Origin of the sequence: Pseudomonas sp. SWRI51, assembly GCF_014268825.1 — a bacterium.
In the GTDB taxonomy this organism is placed as follows: Bacteria; Pseudomonadota; Gammaproteobacteria; order Pseudomonadales; family Pseudomonadaceae; genus Aquipseudomonas; species Aquipseudomonas farsensis.
Window position 1 is genome coordinate 23,222 of the sequence record NZ_JABWRG010000030.1, and the last position, 22,786, is coordinate 46,007.

Sequence of the window (22,786 nt, forward strand, 5' to 3'; positions counted from 1 at the left end):
GTGAAAATCAATAAGGCAACTTGAGTTCTAGCAGAACGCTATCGGCTGCGACGGTGAGTTTTGCAGGAATATTTGCGGCGTTAGACCAAAGACCTGCTTTCAGCCGACGTTGAGCTGGCTCTTGAGCAGGTCGCGGAACGTCTGGATCAGGGGTTCGCGGCTGCGCCCACGACGGATGATCAACGAAAACGGCGCCTGGTAGCCAAAGGTCGCGGGCGACAGCACGCGCAGGTCGCCCTTGTCGGCCCAGGCCTGGGCGTAGTGCTCGGGCAAGTAGCCAATGTACGCGCCGGACAGAATCAGAATCAGCTGCGCCTCCATGCTTTCGACGGTCGCGGCGCTGTGCTTGAAGCCGTGCCGGGCAAGTTCGGCCTGGCTCCAGTAGCCTCGCCCGACCATGCGCTGCTGGGTAATCACCGGTTCCGGGATGCGCCGCTCGGCGAACAGCGGGTGGCGGCTGCTGCAATACAGCCAGTGCTGCTCGCGGTACAGCGGCTGGTACAACAGGCCGCTCATGCGTGATGAAAACGCGCCGATGGCGAGGTCCAGGCGGTTGTCCTGGACACCCAACTGCAGTTCGTAGGGGCTTGAGACCGACAGGTGCAGGTGCACCGCCGGGTGCTCCTGGCTATAGGCGCCGATAGCCTCGGCCAGCGGCAAGGCGCGGTCGCCAACCGTGGAGTCGATCACCCCCAGGTTCAGCGTGCCGCGCAACTCGCCCTTGAGCGCCGCTGCGTACTGCTCGAAACCGTCCAGCTCACCGAGCAAGCGCAGGGTTTCCTGGTGAAACAGCTCGCCCTTGCTGGTCAGGCTGAAACCGCCACGGCCACGGTGACACAGCACGATGCCCAGGGTGCTTTCCAGCTGGCTCATGTAGGTGCTGATGGCCGAGGTGGACAGGTTGAGATCGCGCTGGGCGTTGGCAAACCCTTGGTGGCGCACCACGCTTGCAAAAATGCGTAGCAGTTTCAGGTCGGGCAGCGATGAGGCCATGGCGCGAGGGCTCCGCAGGCTGGAAAAGGCCAGAGTCTAACCTGCGTCCGGGCCTTTAGTTCAGAAAACCCTGAAGTAAGTTTTTGTCGGTAGCGATTCTTTAGCCGCACTACCTTGCGCAGACTGCGGCGAAATATCCCTGCCCCGCCGGCCGCTACAGCGCAACCCGCCGCGGGCGGAACAGGTTCGAACAAACACAACAATCGACCGACTGATGAGGCCCACCGTGGACAAGATTCTTCACCAACCACTGGGCGGCAACGAAATGCCGCGTTTCGGCGGCATCGCCACCATGCTGCGCCTGCCCCACTTGCAAACCGCCCAAGGCCTGGACGCTGCGTTTATCGGCGTGCCACTGGACATCGGCACCTCGTTGCGCTCCGGCACCCGCTTCGGCCCACGGCAGATCCGCGCCGAATCGGTGATGATCCGCCCCTACAACATGGCCACTGGCGCCGCCCCGTTCGACTCGCTGTCGGTGGCCGACATCGGTGACGTGGCGATCAATACCTTCAACCTGCTCGACGCCGTGCGCATCATCGAAGAGGCCTACGACGAGATCGTCGAGCACAACGTGATCCCGATGACCCTGGGTGGCGACCACACCATTACGCTGCCGATCCTGCGTGCGCTGCACAAAAAGCACGGCAAGATCGGCCTGGTGCACATCGACGCCCATGCCGACGTCAACGACCACATGTTCGGCGAGAAGATCGCCCACGGCACCACCTTCCGCCGTGCGGTCGAAGAGGGCCTGCTCGATTGCGATCGCGTGGTGCAGATTGGCCTGCGCGCCCAGGGCTATACCGCCGATGACTTCAACTGGAGCCGCCGCCAGGGCTTTCGCGTGGTGCAGGCCGAGGAGTGCTGGCACAAGTCGCTGGCGCCCTTGATGGTCGAGGTGCGTGAGAAAGTCGGTGGCGGCCCGGTTTACCTGTCGTTTGATATCGACGGCATCGACCCGGCCTGGGCGCCCGGTACCGGCACCCCGGAAATCGGCGGCTTGACCACTATTCAGGCGATGGAGATCATCCGCGGCTGCCAGGGCCTGGACCTGATCGGTTGTGACCTGGTCGAAGTCTCCCCGCCTTACGACACCACCGGCAACACCTCGCTGCTGGGCGCCAACCTGCTGTTCGAAATGCTCTGCGTGCTGCCGGGTGTGGCGCACCGTTAACCCCGGAACGCACGCTTACACAACGACGCCCCCTTGCTGGACCCCGGCAGGAGCCATCCGGGAGGGCCATAGAGGCCCGCCAACACAACAAAGGACCGCCGGGCGCCGTGTGCAGCCCGCGTGGCCGATCTCGCCATAATAAAGATAATCGGGAGACCCCCAATGGCCTTGGACATCATCGTTGTACTGATCTACGCCGCCGCCATGCTCGCCCTGGGCTGGTACGGCATGCGCCGCGCAAAGACCCATGAAGACTATCTGGTCGCCGGGCGCAACCTCGGCCCGACCTTGTACATGGGCACCATGGCCACCACCGTGCTGGGCGGCGCCTCGACCGTGGGCACGGTACGCCTGGGCTACGTGCACGGCATCTCAGGCTTCTGGCTTTGTGCAGCCCTGGGCCTGGGCATCATTGCCCTGAACCTGTTTCTGGCCAAACCGTTGTTGCGCCTGAAGATCTTCACCGTTACCCAGGTGCTGGAACGGCGCTACAACCCCATGGCTCGCCAGGCCAGTGCAGCGATCATGCTGGCTTACGCATTGATGATTGGCGTGACCTCGACGCTGGCCATGGGCACCGTGCTGCAGGTGCTGCTGGACGTACCGTTCTGGATGGCGCTGTTGTTCGGGGGTGGCGTGGTGGTGGTGTACTCGACCATCGGCGGCATGTGGTCGCTGACCCTGACCGATATCGTGCAGTTCGTCATCAAGACCGTTGGCCTGATGTTCATCCTGCTGCCAGTGTGCCTGTACAAGGTGGGCGGCTGGGACCAGTTGGTGGCGCAACTGCCAGCGGCAAGCTTCAGCTGGACCACCATCGGCTGGGACACCATCATCACCTACTTCCTGATCTACTTCTTCGGCATCCTGATCGGCCAGGATATCTGGCAGCGGGTATTCACTGCCCGTGACGAAAAGGTGTGCCAGCGCGCCGGCACCACTGCCGGGGTGTACTGCGTGATCTACGGCCTGGCCTGCGCACTGATCGGCATGGCCGCCCATGTGCTGATGCCAGACCTTGCCAACCCCAACAACGCCTTCGCCGAGATGATCAAGAGCACCTTGCCGGACGGTATTCGCGGCCTGCTGATGGCGGCGGCACTGGCGGCCATGATGTCGACGGCCAGCGCCGGCCTGTTGGCGGCCTCCACAACGCTGACCGAAGACCTGCTGCCCAAGCTGCGCGGTGGCAAGCAGTCGAGCCTGGGCATCAACCGGCTGTTCACCCTGCTGACCGGGCTGGTGGTATTGGGCATTGCGCTGGCAGTAAACGACGTCATCAGCGCCCTGACCCTGGCCTACAACCTGTTGGTGGGCGGCATGCTGATACCGCTGATGGGGGCGATTTTCTGGAAACGCGCCACCACCGCAGGGGCCATCGCCAGCATGTCGCTGGGTTTCGTAACCGCGCTGTTCTTCATGTTCAAGGATGGCCTGGATGCCAACTCGCCGATCTACTACAGCCTGGCCATTGGCTTGGTGAGCTTCGTGCTGGTCAGCCTTGCATCGCGCAAACCGGCTGTGGCAGTGAATCTGGCTTGAGGCCTGTGATCGCCTCATCGCAAAAATCAAAACCAACGCGGACTGTGTAGGAGCGGCCTTGTGTCGCGAAAGGGCTGCACAGCAGCCCCGGTGATTTTGCATGAGGTCAAGTATTGGGGCTGCTACGCAGCCGTTTCGCGACACAAGGCCGCTCCTACATTGACCGAGAAAGCCTGCAAAAACACGCCAGCAAAAACGCAAAAGGCCGCCGCATCCATCACGATGCAGCGGCCTTTTCACTCAGTGAATCAGCGCCGCCTTGGCTGGCGTTTGCGTTGTTCTTCGTCGCTTGGGATCGGCACCGGTTGCAACGGTGGCGGGAGCAAGCCCAGGGCGACGGCGAGGTCGTGGAGCCAGTTGTACAGTCTGTCGTTCATAGTGCCCCCTTGACGGGTCAGCCTCACGGGTAATCAATCCAGCGATGCGTCATACAGATCATAGCCTGATGTCCTACATTACGCCTGCATCTGGTACTACAGATAGGTGCGATTGTGACCCGAATCAAGCGCGGGCCACAGCATCCGACGGCTGGTGAATCGTTTCGCTTTGTTGCAAATCGACCCAGGCCTGCAGATTGGCCCCACACATGCCTTGGCGCCACATCAACCAAGTCACGGCGTGATCGAACGGCGCTTGCAGGCGATGGGCGCGCACTTGATCACGCCCCGGCAGGCTGTCGAGCATCGACTGCGCCATCATCGCCACCCCGGCCCCGGCGATCACACAGGCCAACATACTCTGGTACGACTCGATTTCCATGACCCTTACCATCGGCGTATGGGCGTGGGCGTACCAGGCCTCCAGACGCATGCGGTACGAGCAGCCCTGGCGGAAGGTGAACACCGCCTTGCCGGCGACATCCCGGGCACTGCGCACGGCCGGGTGCTCAAGGCAGGTGATCAACACCAGCGTTTCGTCGCACAGCGGCACACCGTCCAGCCCTGCCAGCGTGAGCGGGCCATCGACCAAAGCGGCATCGAGCTTATGGTTGAGCAGCCCTTCAAGTAACTCGCCACTCGGCCCGGCTTGCACTTGCAGGTTCACTGCCGGATATGCCTGGTGATAGCGCGCTAGCAGCGCAGGCAGATGAATGGCAGCGGTGCTGTACATGGTGCCGAGCACAAAATCGCCCGCCGGCTGGCCGCCCTGGACTGCCGCCATGGCTTCATCGCGCAGGTTACCCAGACGATTGGCGTAGTCCAGCAGCACCTTGCCGGCCGGCGACAACTGCAGGCGCTGACGTTCGCGCACGAACAACTCGACACCCAACTGCTCCTCTAGTTGGCGCAGGCGCGTGCTCAAGTTCGACGGCACCCGGTGCAGCCGCTCGGCGGCGCGGGTAATCGACCCCTCCTCTGCCACCGCCTGAAAGATACGTAGCTGGCTGAATTCCACAGCATTCTCCAAAACAGAACAACTTTATCATCATTATTCAATTTTATTGAAAGTAAAAGCCTCCTAACCTGCCATCCATCGCATCCCTTTCGGCAGGAGAGCCACCATGTCGCCCCTTGTACAACTGCTGGCCAGCGCCGTGGCGCTGATGATGGCCATGGGCATCGGCCGTTTCGCCCTGACCCCGCAACTGCCCCGGCTGATCGCCGAGGGCCAGCTCGACTTGACCGCAGGCGGGCTGATCGCCGCTGCCAATTACCTCGGTTACTTCATCGGCGCCGTAGATGGCATGTTCGCCCGCAAGCCCGCTCAGGTGCGCCTGCGCCTGTACGCCGGGTTGTGGCTGTGCGTGCTACTGACCCTGGCATCAGCTGCGGCGGACGGGTTCTGGGGCCATCTGCTGCTGCGCTTGGGCACCGGCGTTGCCAGCGCCTGGGTACTGGTGATGCTCGCCAGCCTCAGCCAGCAATTGGCTGCAGCCCATGGCCGCCAACGCCTCGGTGCGTTGGTGTTCGCAGGGCCCGGCGTCGGCATTGCACTGACCGGTATCCTGGCACTGGCCGCGCACTTGCTGGGGCTTGGGTCAGCGGCGCTGTGGCTGATCTACGCGGTGGCGGCTCTGGTGATGTTGCTTGCAGTGTTGCCTTGGCTGCCCAAGGCGACCGAGCCCGCGCCCGTCGCAAACGTGCGCTGCAGCCCTGCGCCGGGCAACCAAGGCATTGGCCGGCTGGGCGTGGTGTACGCGCTCTACGGGGTGGGTTACATCCTGCCGGCGACATTCCTGTCGCAGATGGCCAGCCAGCACTTTCACGGGCAGTGGCTCGCCGACCTGTTCTGGCCGGCGTTTGGCCTGGCTTCGGCGCTGGGCGTGGTATTGGTCAGCCTGCGTGGCCCGGGGCGGACCTCGGCCTGGCTGAGCGCGACCCTATGGTTGCAAGGCCTGGGCGTACTGGCGTGCCTGCTCGGCGGCGGCATCGGTTTGGCGCTGGGCGTGCTGTTGTGCGGCGGGCCTTTCCTGGCCTGCATGCAACTGGTGATGCAGCGCTCGCGGGAACTGGCGCCACATGCAACCCAGCGCAATGCCGGGCTGTTGACGGCGTGCTTTGCCCTGGGCCAGTTGAGCGGCCCGCTGCTGGCCGCACTCAGCAGCCACTTCAGCGGCGGGCTGCAACCGGCCCTGCTGCTGGCCGCTGCCGGGCTGGGGCTGGCCGGTGTACTGGTGCTGAGCGGTGGGGTGCGAGCGGGTTACCCAAGCACCTTGCGCAGTTGCTGACGCACCCAAGCCTCGGCACTGACCATGATCACCCCGGCTAACACCAGCACCGCGCCCAGCACAAAGTTCAGGCTCAACGGCTCGCCCAGCAGCACCACACCGAACGTCACCCCGAACAGCGGAGTGATGAACGAGAACACCGCAAGGTTGGACGCCAGGTATTTGCGCAGCAGCCAGAACCAGGTCAGGTAACTGATGAACGAAACGACGATGCCCTGGAACAACACGCTGCCCACGGCCAGCGGCGTCAGGGTAACGTCGCCGATCTGCCCGCTTAACAGCGCGATCAGCAGCAGCCCGGCAAAACCCACTGCCAGCTGATAGAACAGGGTCAAGGTCGCTGGCGCCTCGGACAACCGCGAGCCGCGCACCACCACAGTGGTCGCGCCCCATGCCAGCCCTGCCAGAATCGCCAGGGCATCGCCCAGCAGCATGCGGCCATCAAGCTGATCCAGCGAAACCCCGCCAGCAAAGGCCAGGGCAATACCGCCAAAGGCCAGCAGGATGCCCAGCCACTGCAGCACGCGCAGCCGCTCGCTGGGCATCATGAAATGCAGCCCCAGCGCGGTGAAAATCGGCGCGGTATAAAGGAACACTGACATATGCGCCGCCGACGTCAGCTTCAGCCCTTCGGCAATGAACAGGAACTCCAGGCCGAACAACCCGCCGGCCAGCAAGCCCGCGCGCCAGGTACTGCCAACCTGCTCCCAGCCGCCCCGCCAGCACACCAGCAGCCCCACCAGTACAGCGGCAATACCATTACGAAATGCGGCCTGCATGACGGGTGCAATATCCACCGCCGCCGACTTGATCAGCACCTGCTGGCAGCCCCAGATCAGGCACAGCCCCAGCATCACTTGCAGGGCAAAGGCATCGGGGTTCTTGCGGGCCGCGCTCATGGGCGCGCCTCTGGTCGGTGCTGGGTCATTGGCAAGGCTCGGCAGTTGACGGGGGTGCAGCCGCGATTATCACGGCGCCGGCCTTGCCAATGCCAGCCTTAGATAGCCCCGCCAGCAATTTGCGCCTTGGCCGAAACCTGCTCGAACGTCCCCTCGTCCAACGCATCCGCCTGTTCATCGAGCACTTGGCGCGGGTGTTCGAAGCCAGGGATGCTGCTGTCGATCAGGCTGAGCAACCGCGAGCCACGCTCGGTGAGCACGAAATTCTCGCCGTTGCCGCCTTCCTCTTCAGGGCGGCTGTCGATGAAGCCGCGCTGGAACAACAGTTTTTCGTACTCGCACGCGCGGGTTTTCAGATGATCCAGATCGCCTGGCGCTTCACCTTTGGCCGCCAGCGCAGCGGCGTGCTGCTCGGCGTACGGGCGCGGGGTGAAGCTTTGACCGGCGCCATTTTGCACTTCATGCAGCAAACGCTCGATCAGGTCCCAATCGTAGGTGCTCATAGACGGCCTCCTGCTGTGGACGGAAGGGGTTACAAGCGTGGGACATGTGCGTGAGCTTGAGCGTTCAAGGAGATTGCCCTCCTTGGATGCACGGCATTCAGGGAACGCTTTACAGCGTATTTCAGCAGCAACAGAGAGAAATCATTTGCACCGTTGCATTGCCTGATTTTCCCCTTACATTCAGGCTACCAACCGAATATCGGAAGCTAAATGACTGAAACATTTTTTGAGTTCGATGCTGCTGACTACCTGACTAACATGGAGGCCAGCGCGCAGTTCCTGATCGATGCTCTGGAAACCGGCGATGCGGCGTATATCCTCAAGGCTGAAGAAGCAGTGGCGAGGGCAAAGTGTCTGAATAAATGTCCTACCGGCCGCCAACTGTCCCCCATCACCTGAACTGAACTTCTGCCCCAGCAACCACCTCCACCGCGCATAACCCACGCCGGAGGTAAAAAGGATGAAACCATTACTGCGTATCGCCTGTGCAACCGCCCTGTGTTGCGCCCTGCCCGCCTGGGCCTGCACCCCGGAGCAAGCCACGCAAAAGCGTGAAGAACTGGCCAGTTTGGTCAGTCAGCTGACAGAGCAGAACGCGCAGAAGGCAAAGGAAATCAACGAAGAGCTGCAGGGTATGGACTTGGGAACGGCAAGCAAGGACCTGCCCGACAAATGCCAGTTGATCGACAAACGGATCAGCGAATTGAAAGAGGCCGAGAAGAAAACCTGATGCCATCAGGCTTTACGGCCACTGAGTCAGTACCGAGCCAAGATCAGTACTGAAACGCCCGCTACCGTTGCGGTAGCGGGCTTTTAGCGAAGCTTACTCAGCCGCTGGCTTGCGCTTTTTCAGCGGGGCCAGGCCGTCGGAGCTCGCCAGCGGCGCGTTTGGCCGTGGCTTGGCAGTTGGCTTGCGCTTGGCGGCGGTTTTCTTGTCGCCGGTCTTCTTGTCGACCTTCTTCTTCTTGGCGCCCACCGCCTTGCCCGAAGCCTTGACCTTTTTCGGCCCGCTGTAGGTGCCTTTGACTTCCTTGATGACGCGGCGCTCGAACTGCTGCTTGAGGTAGCGCTCGATGCTGGACATCAGGTTCCAGTCATTGTGGGTGATCAGCGAGATGGCCAAGCCTTCGCCACCGGCACGGCCAGTACGGCCAATGCGGTGCACGTACTCGTCACCGCTGCGCGGCATGTCGAAGTTGATCACCAGGTCCAGGCCGTCGATATCCAGGCCGCGGGCGGCGACATCGGTTGCCACCAGCACCTTGGAGCCACCTTCCTTGAAGCGGTCGATGGCCAGCTTGCGGTCTTTCTGGTCCTTGTCGCCGTGCAGGACGAAAGCCTTGATGTCCTTGGCGACCAGGTGGCCGTAAATGCGGTCGGCCATGATGCGGTAGTTGGTGAAGATGATGGCCTTTTTAAACGTTTCGTTGGCCAACAGCCACTGGATGATCTGTTCCTTGTGCTGGTCGTGGTCAGCGGTGATGACCTGCTGACGGGTGCCTTCGGCCAACTGCGAGACGCTGTTGAGCATCAGGTGCTCAGGCTCTTTCAGCACCTTGCCGATGATGTCACGCAGCGCGGCGCCACCGGTGGTGGCCGAGAACAGCAGGGTTTGCTCGCGGTTCTCGCACTCCTTGCACAGGCGCTCCATGTCTTCGGCGAAGCCCATGTCGAGCATGCGGTCGGCTTCATCGAGCACCAGCACCTGCACGTGGGACAGGTCGAGGTTGCCGGCATTCAGTTGTTCAAGCAGGCGGCCCGGGGTGCCGATCAGCACGTCAGGCACCTTGCGCAGCATGGCGGCCTGTTCCTTGAAGTCTTCACCACCGGTGACCAGGCCAGACTTGACGTAGGTGAACTGCGAGAACAACTGCACCTGCTTGAGGGTTTGTTGCGCCAGCTCACGGGTCGGCAGCAGGATCAGCGCACGGATTTCAACCCGTGGCCCGCTCAGGCCAACCAAGCGGTTGAGCATCGGCAGCACGAAAGCGGCGGTCTTGCCGCTGCCGGTTTGCGCCGTCACCCGCAGGTCACGCCCTTGCAGAGCCAGGGGAATGGCCGCTGCCTGCACCGGAGTCGGCTCGACAAATTTCAGCTCTTCCACGGCTTTGAGCAGGCGTTCGTGCAGGGCGAATTGGGAAAACACGGGAGTAACCTCGGGCAAGTGCAAAAATTCAAGTTGCATAGGGTAACGTTTTCCGCCGCCAGAACCGAATTTCTTTTGGCAACTTTGCGCCGATCCGCGCTCTAATGCCGCTTCGAACCGCCACACAGACCGCTTTAGATACCTATGGACCTGCAACGATTCTGGCGCGACGCCTTCGACCTCTGGGGCACCCTCGACCAACACCCAATGCTGCACGCTACGCTCGGCACCCTGGTGCTGCTGTGCGTTGCCCTGCTGATCGGCAGGCTGACGCGCTTTCTGGTGCTGCACGCCACCCGCCTGCTCGGCCGCCAGCCGGCGCTGCGCTGGCTGGACGACCTGCGCCACAACAAGGTGTTCCACCGCCTGGCGCAAACCACCCCCTCGCTAGTGGTGCAGTCGGGGCTGAAACTGGTGCCGGAGCTGTCGAACACAGCCCAGCATTTTCTCGGCAACGTCGCCCTGGCAGTCACGCTGCTGTTCATGACCCGCGCCTTGTCGTGCCTGCTCGACGGCCTGCTCAGCATTTATGCGCGCACCGAACATGCCCGTACCCGCTCGATCAAGGGCTACATGCAGTTGGCCAAGATGATGCTGTGGATCTTCGCCGCCATCGTCATCGTCGCCACCTTGATAGACCGCTCGCCGCTGTTGCTGCTGTCGGGCCTGGGTGCCATGTCGGCGGTGCTGCTGTTGGTGTACAAGGACACGCTGCTGTCGTTCGTGGCCAGCGTGCAGCTGACCAGCAACGACATGCTGCACGTCGGCGACTGGATCGAAATGCCCCAGGCCGGCGCCGATGGTGATGTGGTGGATATCACCCTTCACACGGTCAAAGTGCAGAACTTTGACAAGACCATCGTCTCGATCCCCACCTGGCGCCTGATGAGCGAGTCATTTCGCAACTACCGCGGTATGCAGCAGTCAGGCGGGCGACGGATCAAGCGCAGCCTGTTCATCGATGCCGCCGATGTACGCTTCCTCACCCCGGAAGAGGACCAGCGCCTGAGCCAGGTGCGCCTGCTCAGCGACTACCTGGCCAGCAAACGCCAGGAGCTGCACCAGTGGAACGAGGCAAAAGGTGAAAACACCGGGCTTTCGGCCAACCGCCGGCGGCTGACCAACCTCGGCACCTTCCGCGCCTTTGCCCTGGCCTACCTGAAAAACCACCCGGATGTGAAACAGGGCATGACCTGCATGGTGCGCCAGATGCAGACCACCGCCGAAGGCGTGCCGCTGGAGATCTACTGCTTTGCCCGCACTACGGTATGGGCCGAGTACGAGGCGATCCAAGGGGATATCTTCGATTACCTGCTGGCGGTGCTGCCGGAGTTTGGGTTGAGCTTGTATCAGCAGCCAAGTGGCAACGATATGCGCGCGGGGTTGGCGGGCAAGGTTGAGCGCTCGGAAACGGCCTGAAACGCATCGCGGGGCAAGCCCGCTCCCACACAATGGACTGCCGCCAAGACGTTGGACACTCATCCAATTTCCTGAGGCAGTCCAAAACCCAATGAATTGTGCGAGATTACCCAACCCTTCTGGGCTGCGCTGTCGGGCAGAGAACTGGGCAGCGTGGGAGCGGGCTTGCCCCGCGATGAGGCCCTCACCGCCAACCCATCAACGTGACGCCTGCGCCACCCTACCCTGCCCGCCCAACCGGCTCATCCACACCGACAACAGAATAATCCCGCCACCCACCGCCAGCCGCCCCAGCGGCTCGTCCTGGTTCCAGATCAGCAGGTTCAGCAGCAGGCCCACCGGCACATGCAGGTTGTTCATCACCGCCAAGGTGGCGCCACTGACCAGGCATGCGCCTTTGTTCCACCAGTACAACCCCAGCGCTGTCGGGCACAGGCCGAGGAACAGCAGCACCAGCCACTGGGTGTCGGTGCTCGGCAGGCGCCCGGCGTTGCCGAACAGCAAGAAGGCGGGCAAAACCACCAACAAGGCGCCTACATAGAAGTAGCCAAAGCGCTTGTAGTGCGGCAGGTCGCTGGGGTGGCGGGCTACCAGGTGGCGATACATCACCTGCCCGGCGGCGTAGGTGAAGTTGGCCAGTTGCAACAGCAGGAAACCTGCGAAGAACTCACCGGTGACGCTGTCGAAGCGGATCACCGCCGCGCCTGATACTGCAACCAGCGCAGCCAGCAAGGCCCACGGGTTGAAACGGCGGTTGAGGGCATCTTCGATCAAGGTCACGTGCAGCGGCGTGAGGATGGTGAACAGCAGCACCTCAGGCACGGTCAGCACGCGGAAGCTCAGGTACAGGCAGACATAGGTGATGCCGTACTGCAGGGCACCGATCAGCAGCATCGAGCGCATGAAACGCGGCTCGACCTGGCGCCAGCGGGTAAGTGGCAGGAATATCAGGCCCGCCAGCACTACCCGCGCCAGCACTGCAAAGTAGCTGTCGACATGGCCGGCCAGGTATTCGCCGATCAGGTTGAAGGAGAACGCCTGGATCAGCGCGACGATAATCAGGTAGCCCATGGTTGCCTCTCGTGAATCAAGGCGGCGACCTTAGCCGCTGGGTTCGAGGAGTTCAACCATGGAGACTGTAAGGCCAGGCCGTAGGCGCGGGCTTGCCCTGATGCAAGCCAGTGCTGGCCCCATCGCAGGCTATCGCCAGCTCCCACAGAGACCGTGTCAACTGCGTAAATGATGATTGGCTCAATACTTGTGGGAGCTGGCGACAGCCTGCGATGAGGCCTGCGCTGGCTTGCACAAACCTTGAGACCTCCCACCAATGTCTCTGGGCAAAAAAAACCCGGCCATCAAGGCCGGGCAGGTACACCCAAGGAGCAAAAGGTGTCAGGAGGGATTCGCTATGCCTCAGGCAACCGCAGCCAGTCGAGCCTTGGCCTGGTTCAGGCCTTTCTCGTGGAACTCTCCGCTCATGTTCAGGCCTTCGGCGTGGATGAAGTCGACATCGTGGATACCGATAAAGGCCATGACTTGGCGCAGGTAGGGTTCCTGATGGTCACTGCTGGCACCGGCGTGGATGCCGCCGCGTGCGGTCAGCACGATGGCGCGCTTGCCGGTCAACAGGCCTTGCGGGCCGGTGGGGGTGTACTTGAAGGTGATGCCGGCACGCAACACGTGGTCGAGCCAAGCCTTGAGCGTGCTGGGGATGGTGAAGTTGTACATCGGCGCGGCCATCACCAGCACATCGGCAGCCAGCAACTCATCGGTAAGCTGGTTGGAACGGGCCAGCGCTTCAAGCTCGGCGGCGCTGCGCTGCTCTTCAGGCTTCATCCAGCCACCGAGCAAGTTGGCGTCCAGGTGCGGCACTGGGGACACGGCCAGGTCGCGCACGCTGATGCTGTCGGCCGGGTGGGCTGCCTGCCACTGTTCGATGAAGTCGCGGGTCAGCTGACGGGAAACGGAATCTTGCTGGCGGGCGCTGCTTTCGATAATCAGTACGCGGGACATGGATGCCTCCATCGGCGGTAAAGGGTTGCGATTCGATGGAGGTGAGATTAAATGTTGACCTATCGATAAAAAAGCGTAAAAAGTGGGTTCAATCTATCGACTAATCTGTTTAATCGGCGTTGCAGTCCAGGCTGATACGCAGCTTGATAATCTGCCGGTTGAACTTGGCGGTCACGTCTACGCTTTTGCCGGCCGGTACGTTTACCCGGCGCACCCTGGGCGCTTCCGGGCCGTTGCGGAACATCACCCGGCACGCTGCCGCCTGGCTACCGTAATTGTTCAAGGTAATGGCGCCGATGTCGTAGGCCGTGGCGTAGGTGGCGTAGTCCAGCTTCACGCCGCTCAGCTGTTTTTCCACATCGATCGGGTACGCCATGGCCATGGCGGGCATGCACAGCAACAAGGCCAGACAAATTTTCTTCATAGGGCGCTCTCCTTGAGGTGAGCGCAGCTTAGGACAACAGGAGCCCTCCATGAAAGCGCCGCGCGTAACCCTTGATCAATGGCGAACCCTGCAGGCAGTGGTCGACCATGGCGGGTTCGCCCAGGCCGCCGAAGTGCTGCACCGCTCGCAGTCGTCGGTGAGCTACACGGTGGCACGCATGCAGGAGCAACTGGGGGTGCCGCTGCTGCGCATCGACGGGCGCAAGGCGGTGCTGACCGAGGCCGGCAGCGTGCTGCTGCGCCGCTCGCGGCAACTGGTCAAGCAAGCCAGCCAGCTTGAAGACCTGGCCCACCACATGGAACAGGGCTGGGAGGCCGAAGTACGCCTGGTGGTCGATGCCGCCTACCCTAGCGCCCGCCTGGTGCGCGCGTTGAGCGCATTCATGCCGCAAAGCCGCGGCTGCCGGGTGCGCCTGCGTGAAGAAGTGCTGTCCGGGGTCGAGGAAGTGCTCCACGAAGGCATTGCCGACCTTGCCATCAGCAGTTTCAACATTGGCGGCTATCTGGGCACCGAGCTCAGCCCGGTGGAATTCGTCGCCGTCGCCCACCCGGAGCACAGCCTGCACCGCAGCGGCCGTGAAATCACCTTCCAGGACCTCGAAAGCCAGCTTCAAGTGGTGATCCGCGACTCGGGCCGCGCGCAACCGCGCGATGTCGGTTGGCTTGGCGCCGAACAGCGCTGGACGGTCGGCAGCCTGGGCACCGCGGCCACCTTTGTCAGCAGCGGCCTGGGCTTTGCCTGGCTGCCCCGGCACATGATCGAGCGCGAGCTGCGCGAAGGCGTGCTCAAGCCGCTGCCGCTGGATCAGGGTGGCAGCCGTCACCCACTGTTCTACCTTTATTCGAGCAAGGAAAAGACCCTGGGCCCGGCCACGCAGATTCTCATCGAGCTGTTGCGCAACTTCGACACTGCCCCGCTGGACGTGCCCTTCGCAGCCCCCCCGCAAGCCTGATAGGACCGCGCCGATGGCCTGTTTCGAACACGACGGATGCCTGCTGCACTACCAACAACTCGGCCAGGGCGAGCCCTTGGTGCTGCTGCACGGGCTGGGATCGAGCAGCCAGGATTGGGAACTGCAGTTGGAGGTATTCAGCCGCGATTACCGGGTCATCCTCATGGATATCCGCGGCCACGGGCAGTCATCGAAACCGCGCCATGGCTACCAGATCAAGGCCTTCAGCGAGGACCTGTTGGCCCTGCTCGAACACCTGGGCACCGGCCCCGTGCATTTTGTCGGGCTGTCGATGGGCGGCATGGTCGGGTTCCAGTTCGCTGTCGACCACCCGGCCTGGTTGCGCAGCCTGTGCATCGTCAACAGCGCCCCTGAGGTCAAGCGGCGCAGCCGCAGCGACTGGGTGTGGTGGTTCAAACGCTGGAGCCTGGCGCGCCTGCTCAGTGTCGAGGCCGTCGGCAAGGGCCTGGCGGCGCGGCTGTTCCCCAAGCCCGAGCAAGCCGAGCTAAGGCGCACGATGGCCGAACGCTGGGCACGCAACGACAAACGCGCCTACCTGAAAAGCTTCGATGCCATCGTCGACTGGGGCGTGCAGGAACGCATCGGGCAGATCAACTGTCCGACGCTTGTGATCAGCGCCGACCGGGATTACACCCCGGTACAAATCAAGGAGCTTTACGTGGCCCTGATGCCCAACGCAAAGCTGGCGGTCATCGAGGATTCGCGGCACGCTACGCCCCTGGACCAACCCGAGGTCTTCAACCTCACCGTGCTGCAGTTTCTGGCAGCCGCTTCAACCTCTCAAGGATCTTTGCGCCCATGCTGAAAAAACTGCTGCTCACCGCCTGCTCGGTCGCCTTCGCCACCTCTGTGATGGCCTCCGACAAGACCCCGCACGTACTGCTGGACACCAGCTTCGGCCAGGTTGAAATCGAGCTGAACGCTGAAAAAGCGCCGGTCAGCACCAAGAATTTCCTGCAGTACGTGGATAGCGGCTTCTACAACAACACCATCTTCCACCGCGTGATCCCAGGCTTCATGGTCCAGGGCGGCGGCTTTACCGACCAGATGGTGCAGAAGAGCACCCAGGACCCAATCAGAAACGAGGCCAGCAACGGGCTGCAGAACACCCGCGGCACCCTGTCGATGGCGCGTACCTCCGACCCGAACTCGGCCACCAGCCAGTTCTTCATCAACGTGGCCGACAACGATTTCCTCAACCCCGGCCGCGACCGTGGCTATGCCGTGTTCGGCAAGGTCACCAAAGGCATGGAAGTGGTTGACCAGATCGTCAATTCGCCCACCACCGTGAAAAAAGGCATGCGCGATGTGCCGGCAGATCCGGTCTACATCAAGTCCGCCAAACGCATCGATTGACCGCAGGCTGCACAGGGATGTGAATCCGCCTGCGGGTCGGCTGCAACAGGAGTGTGTTTACCCATGCTGTACCGTCGTTTCGAGCAGTTGATCGACATCTTCCGCGAGGCGCCCAGCGAGGCGCCTCCCGGCAAAGTCTGGCCCTTCTACCTCTATTACCTGCGCCAGGTGTGGCCGAGTTTTCTCGCCCTGCTGGTGGTCGGGCTGTTCGCCTCGTTGATCGAGGTGGCGATGTTCAGCTACCTGAGCCGCATCATCGACCTGGCCCAAGGCACGCCGAATGCCAACTTTTTCAGCGAGCACAGCGGCGAGCTGATCTGGATGCTGGTGGTGGTGCTGTTGCTGCGCCCGCTGTTCTTTGCCCTGCACGACCTGCTGGTGCACCAGACCATCAGCCCCGGCATGACCAGCATGATCCGCTGGCAAAACCATAGCTACGTGCTCAAACAGAGCCTGAATTTCTTCCAGAGTGACTTCGCCGGGCGTATTGCCCAGCGCATCATGCAAACCGGCAACTCGCTGCGTGATTCGGCGGTGCAGGCAGTCGATGCCCTGTGGCATGTGCTGATCTACGCCATCAGCTCACTGGTGCTGTTCGCCGAGGCCGATTGGCGGCTGATGCTGCCGCTGTTGGTGTGGATTGTCTGCTACATCGCCTCGCTGTGTTACTTCGTGCCCAAGGTGAAGGAGCGCTCGGTGATTTCGTCCGATGCCCGTTCCAAGCTGATGGGGCGCATCGTAGATGGCTACACCAACATCGCCACGCTCAAGCTGTTCGCCCATACCGATTACGAACAGCAGTACGCCCGCGAAGCGATCCGTGAACAGACCGAAAAAACCCAGCACGCCTCGCGCGTGGTCACCAGCATGGATGTGGTCATCACCAGCCTCAACGGCCTGCTGGTGGTCACCACCACCGGCCTTGCCCTGTGGCTGTGGAGCCAGTCGCTGATCAGCGTAGGCGCCATTGCCTTGGCCACCGGCCTGGTGATCCGCATCGTCAACATGTCGGGCTGGATCATGTGGGTGGTCAACGGTATTTTCGAGAACATCGGCATGGTCCAGGACGGCCTGCAGACCATCGCCCAGCCGGTCACCGTCAGCGACCAGCCAGACGCCCCGCCGCTCACCGTCAGCCGTGGCGCGGTGCGCTTCGAGCAAGTGGGCTTTCACTACGGCAAAGGCAGCCAGGTGATCGACCGGTTGGACCTGGATATCCGCCCCGGCGAGAAAATCGGCCTGATCGGCCCGTCGGGGGCCGGCAAATCGACCCTGGTCAACCTGCTGCTGCGCCTGTACGACGTGCAGGCCGGGCGCATTCTGATCGATGGGCAGGACATTGCCGGGGTCAACCAAGCCAGCCTGCGGGCACAGATCGGCATGATTACCCAGGACACCTCGCTGCTGCACCGCTCGATCCGGGACAACCTGCTGTACGGGCGCCCTGACGCCACCGAGGCCCAGGTGTGGGAAGCGGTACGCCGGGCACGGGCCGATGATTTTATCGGCGAACTGTCAGACGCCCAGGGCCGCAGCGGCTTCGATGCCCATGTCGGTGAGCGCGGGGTGAAGCTGTCCGGTGGCCAACGCCAGCGCATCGCCATTGCCCGGGTGCTGTTGAAGAACGCACCGATCCTGATCATGGACGAGGCCACCTCGGCGCTGGACTCCGAAGTCGAGGCGGCCATCCAGGAAAGCCTCGAAACCCTCATGCAGGGCAAGACCGTGATTGCCATCGCCCACCGCCTTTCGACCATCGCGCGCATGGACCGCCTGGTGGTGCTGGACAAGGGCCGCATCGTCGAAATCGGCAGCCACAGCGAACTGCTGGCACAAGGCGGGCTGTATGCGCGGTTGTGGCAGCACCAGACTGGCGGCTTCGTCGGCGTCGATTGACCGCTGCGCTCCTCAAGCAAAGCCCCACCAAGCCGATACAGGTTGTCGTACAACAACTATAAGGCTCCTGGTGGGGCCGGCGAGGTGGTCATGCTGTTACGCCAATGGAATATCGCGCCCCGGGCTACATCGGGTTTTGCCTGCATTGCATTGATGGTGGCCCTGCTGGGCATGTTTTCCCTGGCCAAGATGGACGAGATCCGCGACTCGGCCACGGCCATGGAAACCAACTGGGTGCCGAGCATTCGCACCGTCGACACCATCCGCGAGAACATGCTGCGGGTACGCACCATCTCGCTGCGCGTCGCGCTCGACCCGAACCCTGCCAACGTCGACACCTATGTCGGCCAATACGATGCGCGCAACAAGGTCCTGCTGCAGAACATCAAGGACTACGAGGCATTCGTCGACACCCCTGAAGAAACCCGCATCTACCAACAGTTCCAGCGCGATTTTGCGGTGTACCAGAAAGGCATGGCCGACTCCTTTGCCCTGGCCCGTCGCGGCGACACCGCGGCCCTGCACAAACTGGTGCTGGTGGACATGAAGCCTGTGGTCGATGGCACCGGCGCGCAGTTGGCCGAGCTGGGCGAGTTGTATGGCAAAAGCATCGAGCGCGAGGGCAGCCAGGCCGCCGAGCGCTTCGAGCAGTCGCGCACCATCGTCATTGGCGTGATCGCGCTGGCCGCATTGTTCACCATCGCCCTGGCCTGGCTGCTGACCCGCAGCATTGTCCAGCCATTGCGCGAGGCGGTGTTGGCCGCAAGGCAAGTTGCCGAAGGTGACTTGAGCAACCCGATCGTTGCCAGCGGCAACGATGAAGTCAGCCAATTGCAGCATTCGTTGGCGCAGATGCGTGAGCGCTTGCGCACCACCTTGGGCGAAATTTCGGGGTCTTCCACGCAACTGGCGGCGGCCTCCGAAGAGCTGCATGCAGTGACCGAAGAATCCGGGCGTGGCATCACCCGCCAGCACGATGAAATCGAGCAGGCCGCCACCGCCGTCAACCAGATGAGCGCAGCGGTCGAGGAAGTGGCGCGCAATGCGGTGTCCACCTCCGAGGCCTCGCGGGTTTCGACCCAGTCGGCGCAACAGGGCCAGGCGCGGGTATCGCAGACCATCGAGGCGATCAGCGACCTGACCGAAGAAGTGACGGCGTCGGCTGCGCTGGTGGCAACCCTCGCCGAGCAGTCGCAGGAAGTCGGCAAGGTACTGGATGTGATCCGCGCCATTGCCGAGCAGACCAACCTGCTGGCGCTCAACGCAGCCATCGAGGCCGCCCGCGCAGGCGAGTCGGGGCGCGGGTTTGCCGTGGTCGCCGATGAAGTGCGGGCGCTGGCGCATCGTACGCAGAATTCCACCCAGGAAATCGAGCAGATGGTGAGTTTGATGCGCAATGGCTCAAGCCAGGCGCTGACGGCCATGCAAAGCAGCAGCGCGCGTGCGCGCGATACCCAAGAGTTGGCGCAGAGCGCTGGGCATGCGTTACAGGAGATCACCTCGGGCATTGGCGAGATGTACGAGCGCAACCTGGTGATCGCCAGTGCCGCAGAAGAACAGGCACAGGTGGCGCGTGAGGTGGATCGTAACCTGACCAATATCAGGGATTTGTCGGTGCAAAGCGCGACCGGCGCGCAGCAGACCAATGCGTCGAGCCAGGAGCTGTCGCGCCTGGCCAATGGGCTCAATGGGTTGGTGAAGCGCTTTACCCTGTAATGCCCGCGGGGGCTTGAGACCGGGGCAACGTGGCCCTGTGTAGGAGCGGCCTTGTGTCGCGAAAGGGCCGCGTAGCGGCCCCGACGATTTTGCCTGAGGCCGAGATTCTGGGGCTACTGCGCAGCCCATTCGCGACACAAGGCCGCTCCTACGGGCGTAAAACGGCATCGATGTAGCGGCCCAGCCCGCCCCCCGCGTTTTTCAATCCTTGCGATAGGGCAACGCCGCGCTGGCCTCTTCGGCATACGCCAACACCCCCACCCGCTCCTGCTGCAAAAACTCATCCACTGCCCGGCGCAACCCCGGGTGCAGCAGGTAATGCCACGACCGCGTAATCACCGGCTCAAAGCCGCGAATCAGCTTGTGCTCACCCTGTGCCCCGGCATCGAAACGCTGCAAGCCCTCGGCGATGGCGAAGTCCATGCCCTGATAGAAGCAGGTCTCGAAGTGCAGCCGGTCGAACTCGTCCAGGCAGCCCCAGTAACGGCCATACAGGCTGCCGCCGCCCACCAGGCTCAAGGCCATGGCCACCTCGCGCCCGTGCTGGCTGGCAATCACCACCCGCAGCGCCTCGGGCATACGCTCGGCGATCAGGCTGAAGAACTCGCGGGTCAGGTACGGCGCGCGGCGGCGTACCGCGTAGGTGTTGGTGTAGCAGCGGTAGACGAAGTCCCATTGCGCCTGGCTCAGTTCGTCGCCGCGATACCAGGCGAAGGCGATGCCCTGCCCCGCCACCTGCTCGCGCTCCTTGCGCATCTGCTTGCGCTTGCGTGAGCTCAAGGTGTCGAGAAAGTCCTGAAAATCCCGGTAGCCGCGGTTGCGCCAGTGAAACTGGCAGCCCAGCCGCTCCATCCAGCCGGGCTGCCCGGCCAGGGCGGTGTCCAGCGCCGGGTCGGTAAAGTTGATGTGCGCCCCCGACAGCCCGCCCTTGGCCAGGTACTCGGGCAGAGCCTGCAACAGCAACACGCCATCGGCCGGTTGCCGGCACAGCAGGCGCGGCCCGCTCACCGGGCTGAACGGCACCGCGCCGAGCAGCTTGGGGTAGTAAGCGATACCCGCCCGCTCACAGGCGTCGGCCCAGCCGTGATCGAACACGTACTCCCCGAACGAATGCCATTTGCGATAGGCCGGCAGCAGCGCGCGCACCACACCGTCAGCTTCAAGCACCAGGTGCTCGGCAGCCCAGCCGGTATTGGGGGTGACGCTTGCGCTGTCCTCCATGGCGCTGAGAAAGGCATGGCGCAGAAACGGCTGGCCGTCGGGCACCAGTGCATCCCAGGTGGTCGCCGGCAGGTCACGCAGGTGGGCAAGGCTGTGAAGGCTGATCACGGTTCCGACTCACTGAAAGAAGAGCGCCAGTATTGCCAAAGTGCCCCCGACACTCAAATGACGACGTGTTCGATTAACACCAGTGCCACTGTTTAGACATTATTCTGTAATCCCTCCCCGCAATACTTGCGCCTGTTTTCGAAAGCCACAGAACCTGTCTATTCAGGCCCTTTCCGAAGATATGCCAACTCGCAGGTGCGCGTTTTAGCCGCCCGCAACCTTTCCAACAGGGAGAACCTTATGCGTCTTGTTTCTACACTTACCGGAGTGAGCCTCACCGGCATGATGCTGGCTCTAAGTACTCCGGCCAGTGCCGCGGTCGACGCCAAACTGCTCGAAATGCTCCGCGCCAATGGTTCGATCAACCAGGCGCAGTACACCGAACTGCAAGGTGACCTGGCTGCAGAAACCAAGGAAAAGGTAGCGCAAAAAGCTCAGGCCGACCGCATGAGCTCCTTCGAACAGAAAGTGGCATGGGCCGCCAAGACCCAGATCAAGGGTGATGTGCGCCTGCGTTACGAAGACGTCAACGTTGACGACCCGATTGCCCGCAGCAACAACCAGGACCGCCAGCGTGTGCGTGCCCGCGTTGGCTTCTACAGCGAGGTCAACCCGCAGGTCGATGCAGGTATTCGTATTGCCACCGGCAGCGGCGCCGACCGTCGCTCGACCAACCAGAGCCTGGACAACTACTTCGACAAAAAGGCGCTGTGGGTCGACATGGCCTACCTCGACTGGCACCCGACTGCGGTGCCGAACCTGCACATCATCGGCGGCAAGATCGCGCAGCCCTGGGTGAGCATGGGCGACATCATCTGGGACAGCGACATCAACCCCGAGGGCGTGGCGGTTACCTACAAGACCAACCTGGGCCCGGCCGAAGTATTCGCCAGCGCCGGCCAGTACACCCTGCAGGACAACGTCGACGGCGACGGCGTGCAGTACAAGCATGACGCACAGCTGTACCACGGCCAGTTGGGTGCCAAGTTCAACGCTGCCGATACCGTCAAGGTCACCGTGGGCGGCAGTCTGTATGGCTACGACAACGACAAGGAATCGACCCTGCTGCGCTCGCTGGGCAACACCACCAACGAGTTCAACCTGGTTGAAGGCTTCGGCCAGGTCGACTTCACCGGCTTCGCCATCCCGCTGTCGGCCTATGGCCAGATGGTCAAGAACACCGAAAGCACCGACGGCAAGGACAAGGCCTGGCTGGCCGGTTTGAAGACCAAGCTCGGCGCCTGGAGCCTGGACTACAACTACCGCGACGTGCAGCGCAACGCAGTGGTGAGCCTGTTTACCGACTCGGACTTCGGCAACGGCTTCACCGGTTCGCGCGGGCACAAGTTCAAGGTGGGTTACGAGATCGACAAGAACTTCTCGTTGGGCGCGGCCTACCTGATGGCCAAGACCGACTATTCCAACCTGCCTAACAGCGATGCCAGCGTCGACACCATGCAGCTGGACCTGGAAGCGAAGTTCTAAGCGGCAATACCCTCTGCTTTACGCTCAGGCGGAAAATGCTGACCCCATCCAGCGTTTTCCGCCTTTTTTTGCCTGAAGCAGCGTGGGGGATCACCCAGCCGTTCCGGGCTGCGCTGTCGCGCAGAGAACTGGGCAGCGTGGGAGATTCTATGGTTTCGGGCAAGTCGCTTTTGATTGTGTAGGAGCGGCCTTGTGTCGCGAAAGGGCTGCGAAGCAGCCCCAGCGA

The 22,786-nt window shown here is 62.5% G+C and carries 22 protein-coding genes; 12 read left to right on the forward strand and 10 right to left on the reverse strand.

Going from position 1 to position 22,786, the window contains the following annotated elements; genetic code table 11:
* Window positions 1-99: 99 nt before the first annotated feature.
* Complete coding sequence (locus tag HU720_RS11755; RefSeq protein WP_186520098.1) at window positions 100-993, reverse strand: LysR family transcriptional regulator; 894 nt, start codon at window positions 991-993, stop codon at window positions 100-102.
* 226 nt (window positions 994-1,219) lie between these two features.
* Here HU720_RS11755 and speB point away from each other — a divergent pair, with 226 nt between their 5' ends.
* Window positions 1,220-2,170 carry an agmatinase gene (speB, locus tag HU720_RS11760; protein ID WP_186520099.1) on the forward strand — a complete coding sequence of 317 codons (951 nt, stop codon included), beginning with the start codon at window positions 1,220-1,222 and terminating at the stop codon, window positions 2,168-2,170.
* Window positions 2,171-2,332: 162 nt separating this feature from the next.
* Window positions 2,333-3,712, forward strand: a complete 1,380-nt coding sequence (locus tag HU720_RS11765; protein WP_186520100.1) for a sodium:solute symporter — start codon at window positions 2,333-2,335, stop codon at window positions 3,710-3,712.
* Between the two features lie 248 nt (window positions 3,713-3,960).
* On the opposite strand, the gene HU720_RS24510 is transcribed toward HU720_RS11765, so the two are convergent.
* Window positions 3,961-4,089, reverse strand: a complete 129-nt coding sequence (locus HU720_RS24510; protein ID WP_264081754.1) for a PA1414 family protein — start codon at window positions 4,087-4,089, stop codon at window positions 3,961-3,963.
* A gap of 124 nt (window positions 4,090-4,213) precedes the next feature.
* The gene (locus tag HU720_RS11770; protein WP_186520101.1) at window positions 4,214-5,107 is read right to left on the reverse strand and encodes a LysR substrate-binding domain-containing protein; all 894 of its coding nucleotides are present in this window, start codon (window positions 5,105-5,107) and stop codon (window positions 4,214-4,216) included.
* Window positions 5,108-5,213: 106 nt separating this feature from the next.
* On the opposite strand from HU720_RS11770, the gene HU720_RS11775 reads away from it, so the two are divergent.
* A complete protein-coding gene (locus tag HU720_RS11775; protein WP_186520102.1) occupies window positions 5,214-6,380 on the forward strand; it encodes a YbfB/YjiJ family MFS transporter in 1,167 nt (388 codons plus the stop codon).
* Here HU720_RS11775 and HU720_RS11780 read toward each other — a convergent pair.
* Both HU720_RS11780 and HU720_RS11785 read right to left on the reverse strand, forming a co-directional pair.
* Window positions 6,353-7,279 carry a DMT family transporter gene (locus HU720_RS11780; RefSeq protein ID WP_186520103.1) on the reverse strand — a complete coding sequence of 309 codons (927 nt, stop codon included), beginning with the start codon at window positions 7,277-7,279 and terminating at the stop codon, window positions 6,353-6,355. The two genes, HU720_RS11775 and HU720_RS11780, sit on opposite strands and share 28 nt — an antisense overlap.
* Window positions 7,280-7,377: 98 nt before the next feature.
* Window positions 7,378-7,782, reverse strand: a complete 405-nt coding sequence (locus tag HU720_RS11785) for a transcriptional regulator (RefSeq protein ID WP_186520104.1) — start codon at window positions 7,780-7,782, stop codon at window positions 7,378-7,380.
* Window positions 7,783-7,992: 210 nt separating this feature from the next.
* Between HU720_RS11785 and HU720_RS11790 the strand changes: the two genes are divergently transcribed.
* Window positions 7,993-8,181 carry a hypothetical protein gene (locus tag HU720_RS11790; RefSeq protein ID WP_186520105.1) on the forward strand — a complete coding sequence of 63 codons (189 nt, stop codon included), beginning with the start codon at window positions 7,993-7,995 and terminating at the stop codon, window positions 8,179-8,181.
* Window positions 8,182-8,242: 61 nt separating this feature from the next.
* Complete coding sequence (locus tag HU720_RS11795) at window positions 8,243-8,512, forward strand: hypothetical protein (RefSeq protein WP_186520106.1); 270 nt, start codon at window positions 8,243-8,245, stop codon at window positions 8,510-8,512.
* A 93-nt stretch (window positions 8,513-8,605) separates the two neighbouring features.
* Here the strand turns inward: HU720_RS11795 and HU720_RS11800 are convergent, their stop codons facing one another.
* Window positions 8,606-9,967: a DEAD/DEAH box helicase gene (locus HU720_RS11800; RefSeq protein ID WP_186520107.1), complete on the reverse strand. Its 1,362-nt coding sequence runs from the start codon at window positions 9,965-9,967 to the stop codon at window positions 8,606-8,608.
* A gap of 105 nt (window positions 9,968-10,072) precedes the next feature.
* Here HU720_RS11800 and HU720_RS11805 point away from each other — a divergent pair, with 105 nt between their 5' ends.
* Entirely contained in the window at window positions 10,073-11,347 is a 1,275-nt protein-coding gene (locus tag HU720_RS11805; protein WP_186520108.1) for a mechanosensitive ion channel family protein, read from the forward strand.
* 198 nt (window positions 11,348-11,545) lie between these two features.
* Here the strand turns inward: HU720_RS11805 and HU720_RS11810 are convergent, their stop codons facing one another.
* The 3 genes from HU720_RS11810 to HU720_RS11820 all read right to left on the reverse strand — a co-directional run bounded on the left by HU720_RS11810 (window position 11,546) and on the right by HU720_RS11820 (window position 13,784).
* Window positions 11,546-12,418, reverse strand: coding sequence for a carboxylate/amino acid/amine transporter (locus HU720_RS11810; RefSeq protein ID WP_186520109.1), 873 nt, complete (start codon window positions 12,416-12,418; stop codon window positions 11,546-11,548).
* Between the two features lie 342 nt (window positions 12,419-12,760).
* Window positions 12,761-13,360: an FMN-dependent NADH-azoreductase gene (locus HU720_RS11815; protein WP_186520110.1), complete on the reverse strand. Its 600-nt coding sequence runs from the start codon at window positions 13,358-13,360 to the stop codon at window positions 12,761-12,763.
* 109 nt (window positions 13,361-13,469) lie between these two features.
* Window positions 13,470-13,784 (reverse strand): 3-phosphoglycerate kinase, encoded by a 315-nt coding sequence (locus HU720_RS11820; RefSeq protein WP_186520111.1) that lies wholly within the window; start codon window positions 13,782-13,784, stop codon window positions 13,470-13,472.
* Between the two features lie 49 nt (window positions 13,785-13,833).
* Between HU720_RS11820 and HU720_RS11825 the strand changes: the two genes are divergently transcribed.
* The 5 genes from HU720_RS11825 (at window position 13,834) to HU720_RS11845 (ending at window position 19,746) form a co-directional block, all read left to right on the forward strand.
* Entirely contained in the window at window positions 13,834-14,757 is a 924-nt protein-coding gene (locus tag HU720_RS11825; RefSeq protein WP_186520112.1) for a LysR family transcriptional regulator, read from the forward strand.
* A 13-nt stretch (window positions 14,758-14,770) separates the two neighbouring features.
* Window positions 14,771-15,583 (forward strand): alpha/beta hydrolase, encoded by an 813-nt coding sequence (locus HU720_RS11830; protein WP_186520113.1) that lies wholly within the window; start codon window positions 14,771-14,773, stop codon window positions 15,581-15,583.
* A complete protein-coding gene (locus HU720_RS11835) occupies window positions 15,577-16,134 on the forward strand; it encodes a peptidylprolyl isomerase (protein ID WP_186520114.1) in 558 nt (185 codons plus the stop codon). Before HU720_RS11830 ends, HU720_RS11835 begins: the two co-directional genes overlap by 7 nt.
* 63 nt (window positions 16,135-16,197) lie before the next feature.
* Window positions 16,198-18,030 carry an ABC transporter ATP-binding protein gene (locus HU720_RS11840; RefSeq protein ID WP_186520115.1) on the forward strand — a complete coding sequence of 611 codons (1,833 nt, stop codon included), beginning with the start codon at window positions 16,198-16,200 and terminating at the stop codon, window positions 18,028-18,030.
* Between the two features lie 90 nt (window positions 18,031-18,120).
* Window positions 18,121-19,746, forward strand: a complete 1,626-nt coding sequence (locus HU720_RS11845; protein WP_186520116.1) for a methyl-accepting chemotaxis protein — start codon at window positions 18,121-18,123, stop codon at window positions 19,744-19,746.
* A 201-nt stretch (window positions 19,747-19,947) separates the two neighbouring features.
* Here the strand turns inward: HU720_RS11845 and HU720_RS11850 are convergent, their stop codons facing one another.
* Window positions 19,948-21,075: a GNAT family N-acetyltransferase gene (locus HU720_RS11850; RefSeq protein WP_186520117.1), complete on the reverse strand. Its 1,128-nt coding sequence runs from the start codon at window positions 21,073-21,075 to the stop codon at window positions 19,948-19,950.
* 240 nt (window positions 21,076-21,315) lie between these two features.
* On the opposite strand from HU720_RS11850, the gene HU720_RS11855 reads away from it, so the two are divergent.
* Window positions 21,316-22,560, forward strand: coding sequence for a putative porin (locus tag HU720_RS11855; protein ID WP_186520118.1), 1,245 nt, complete (start codon window positions 21,316-21,318; stop codon window positions 22,558-22,560).
* Window positions 22,561-22,786 lie beyond the last annotated feature (226 nt).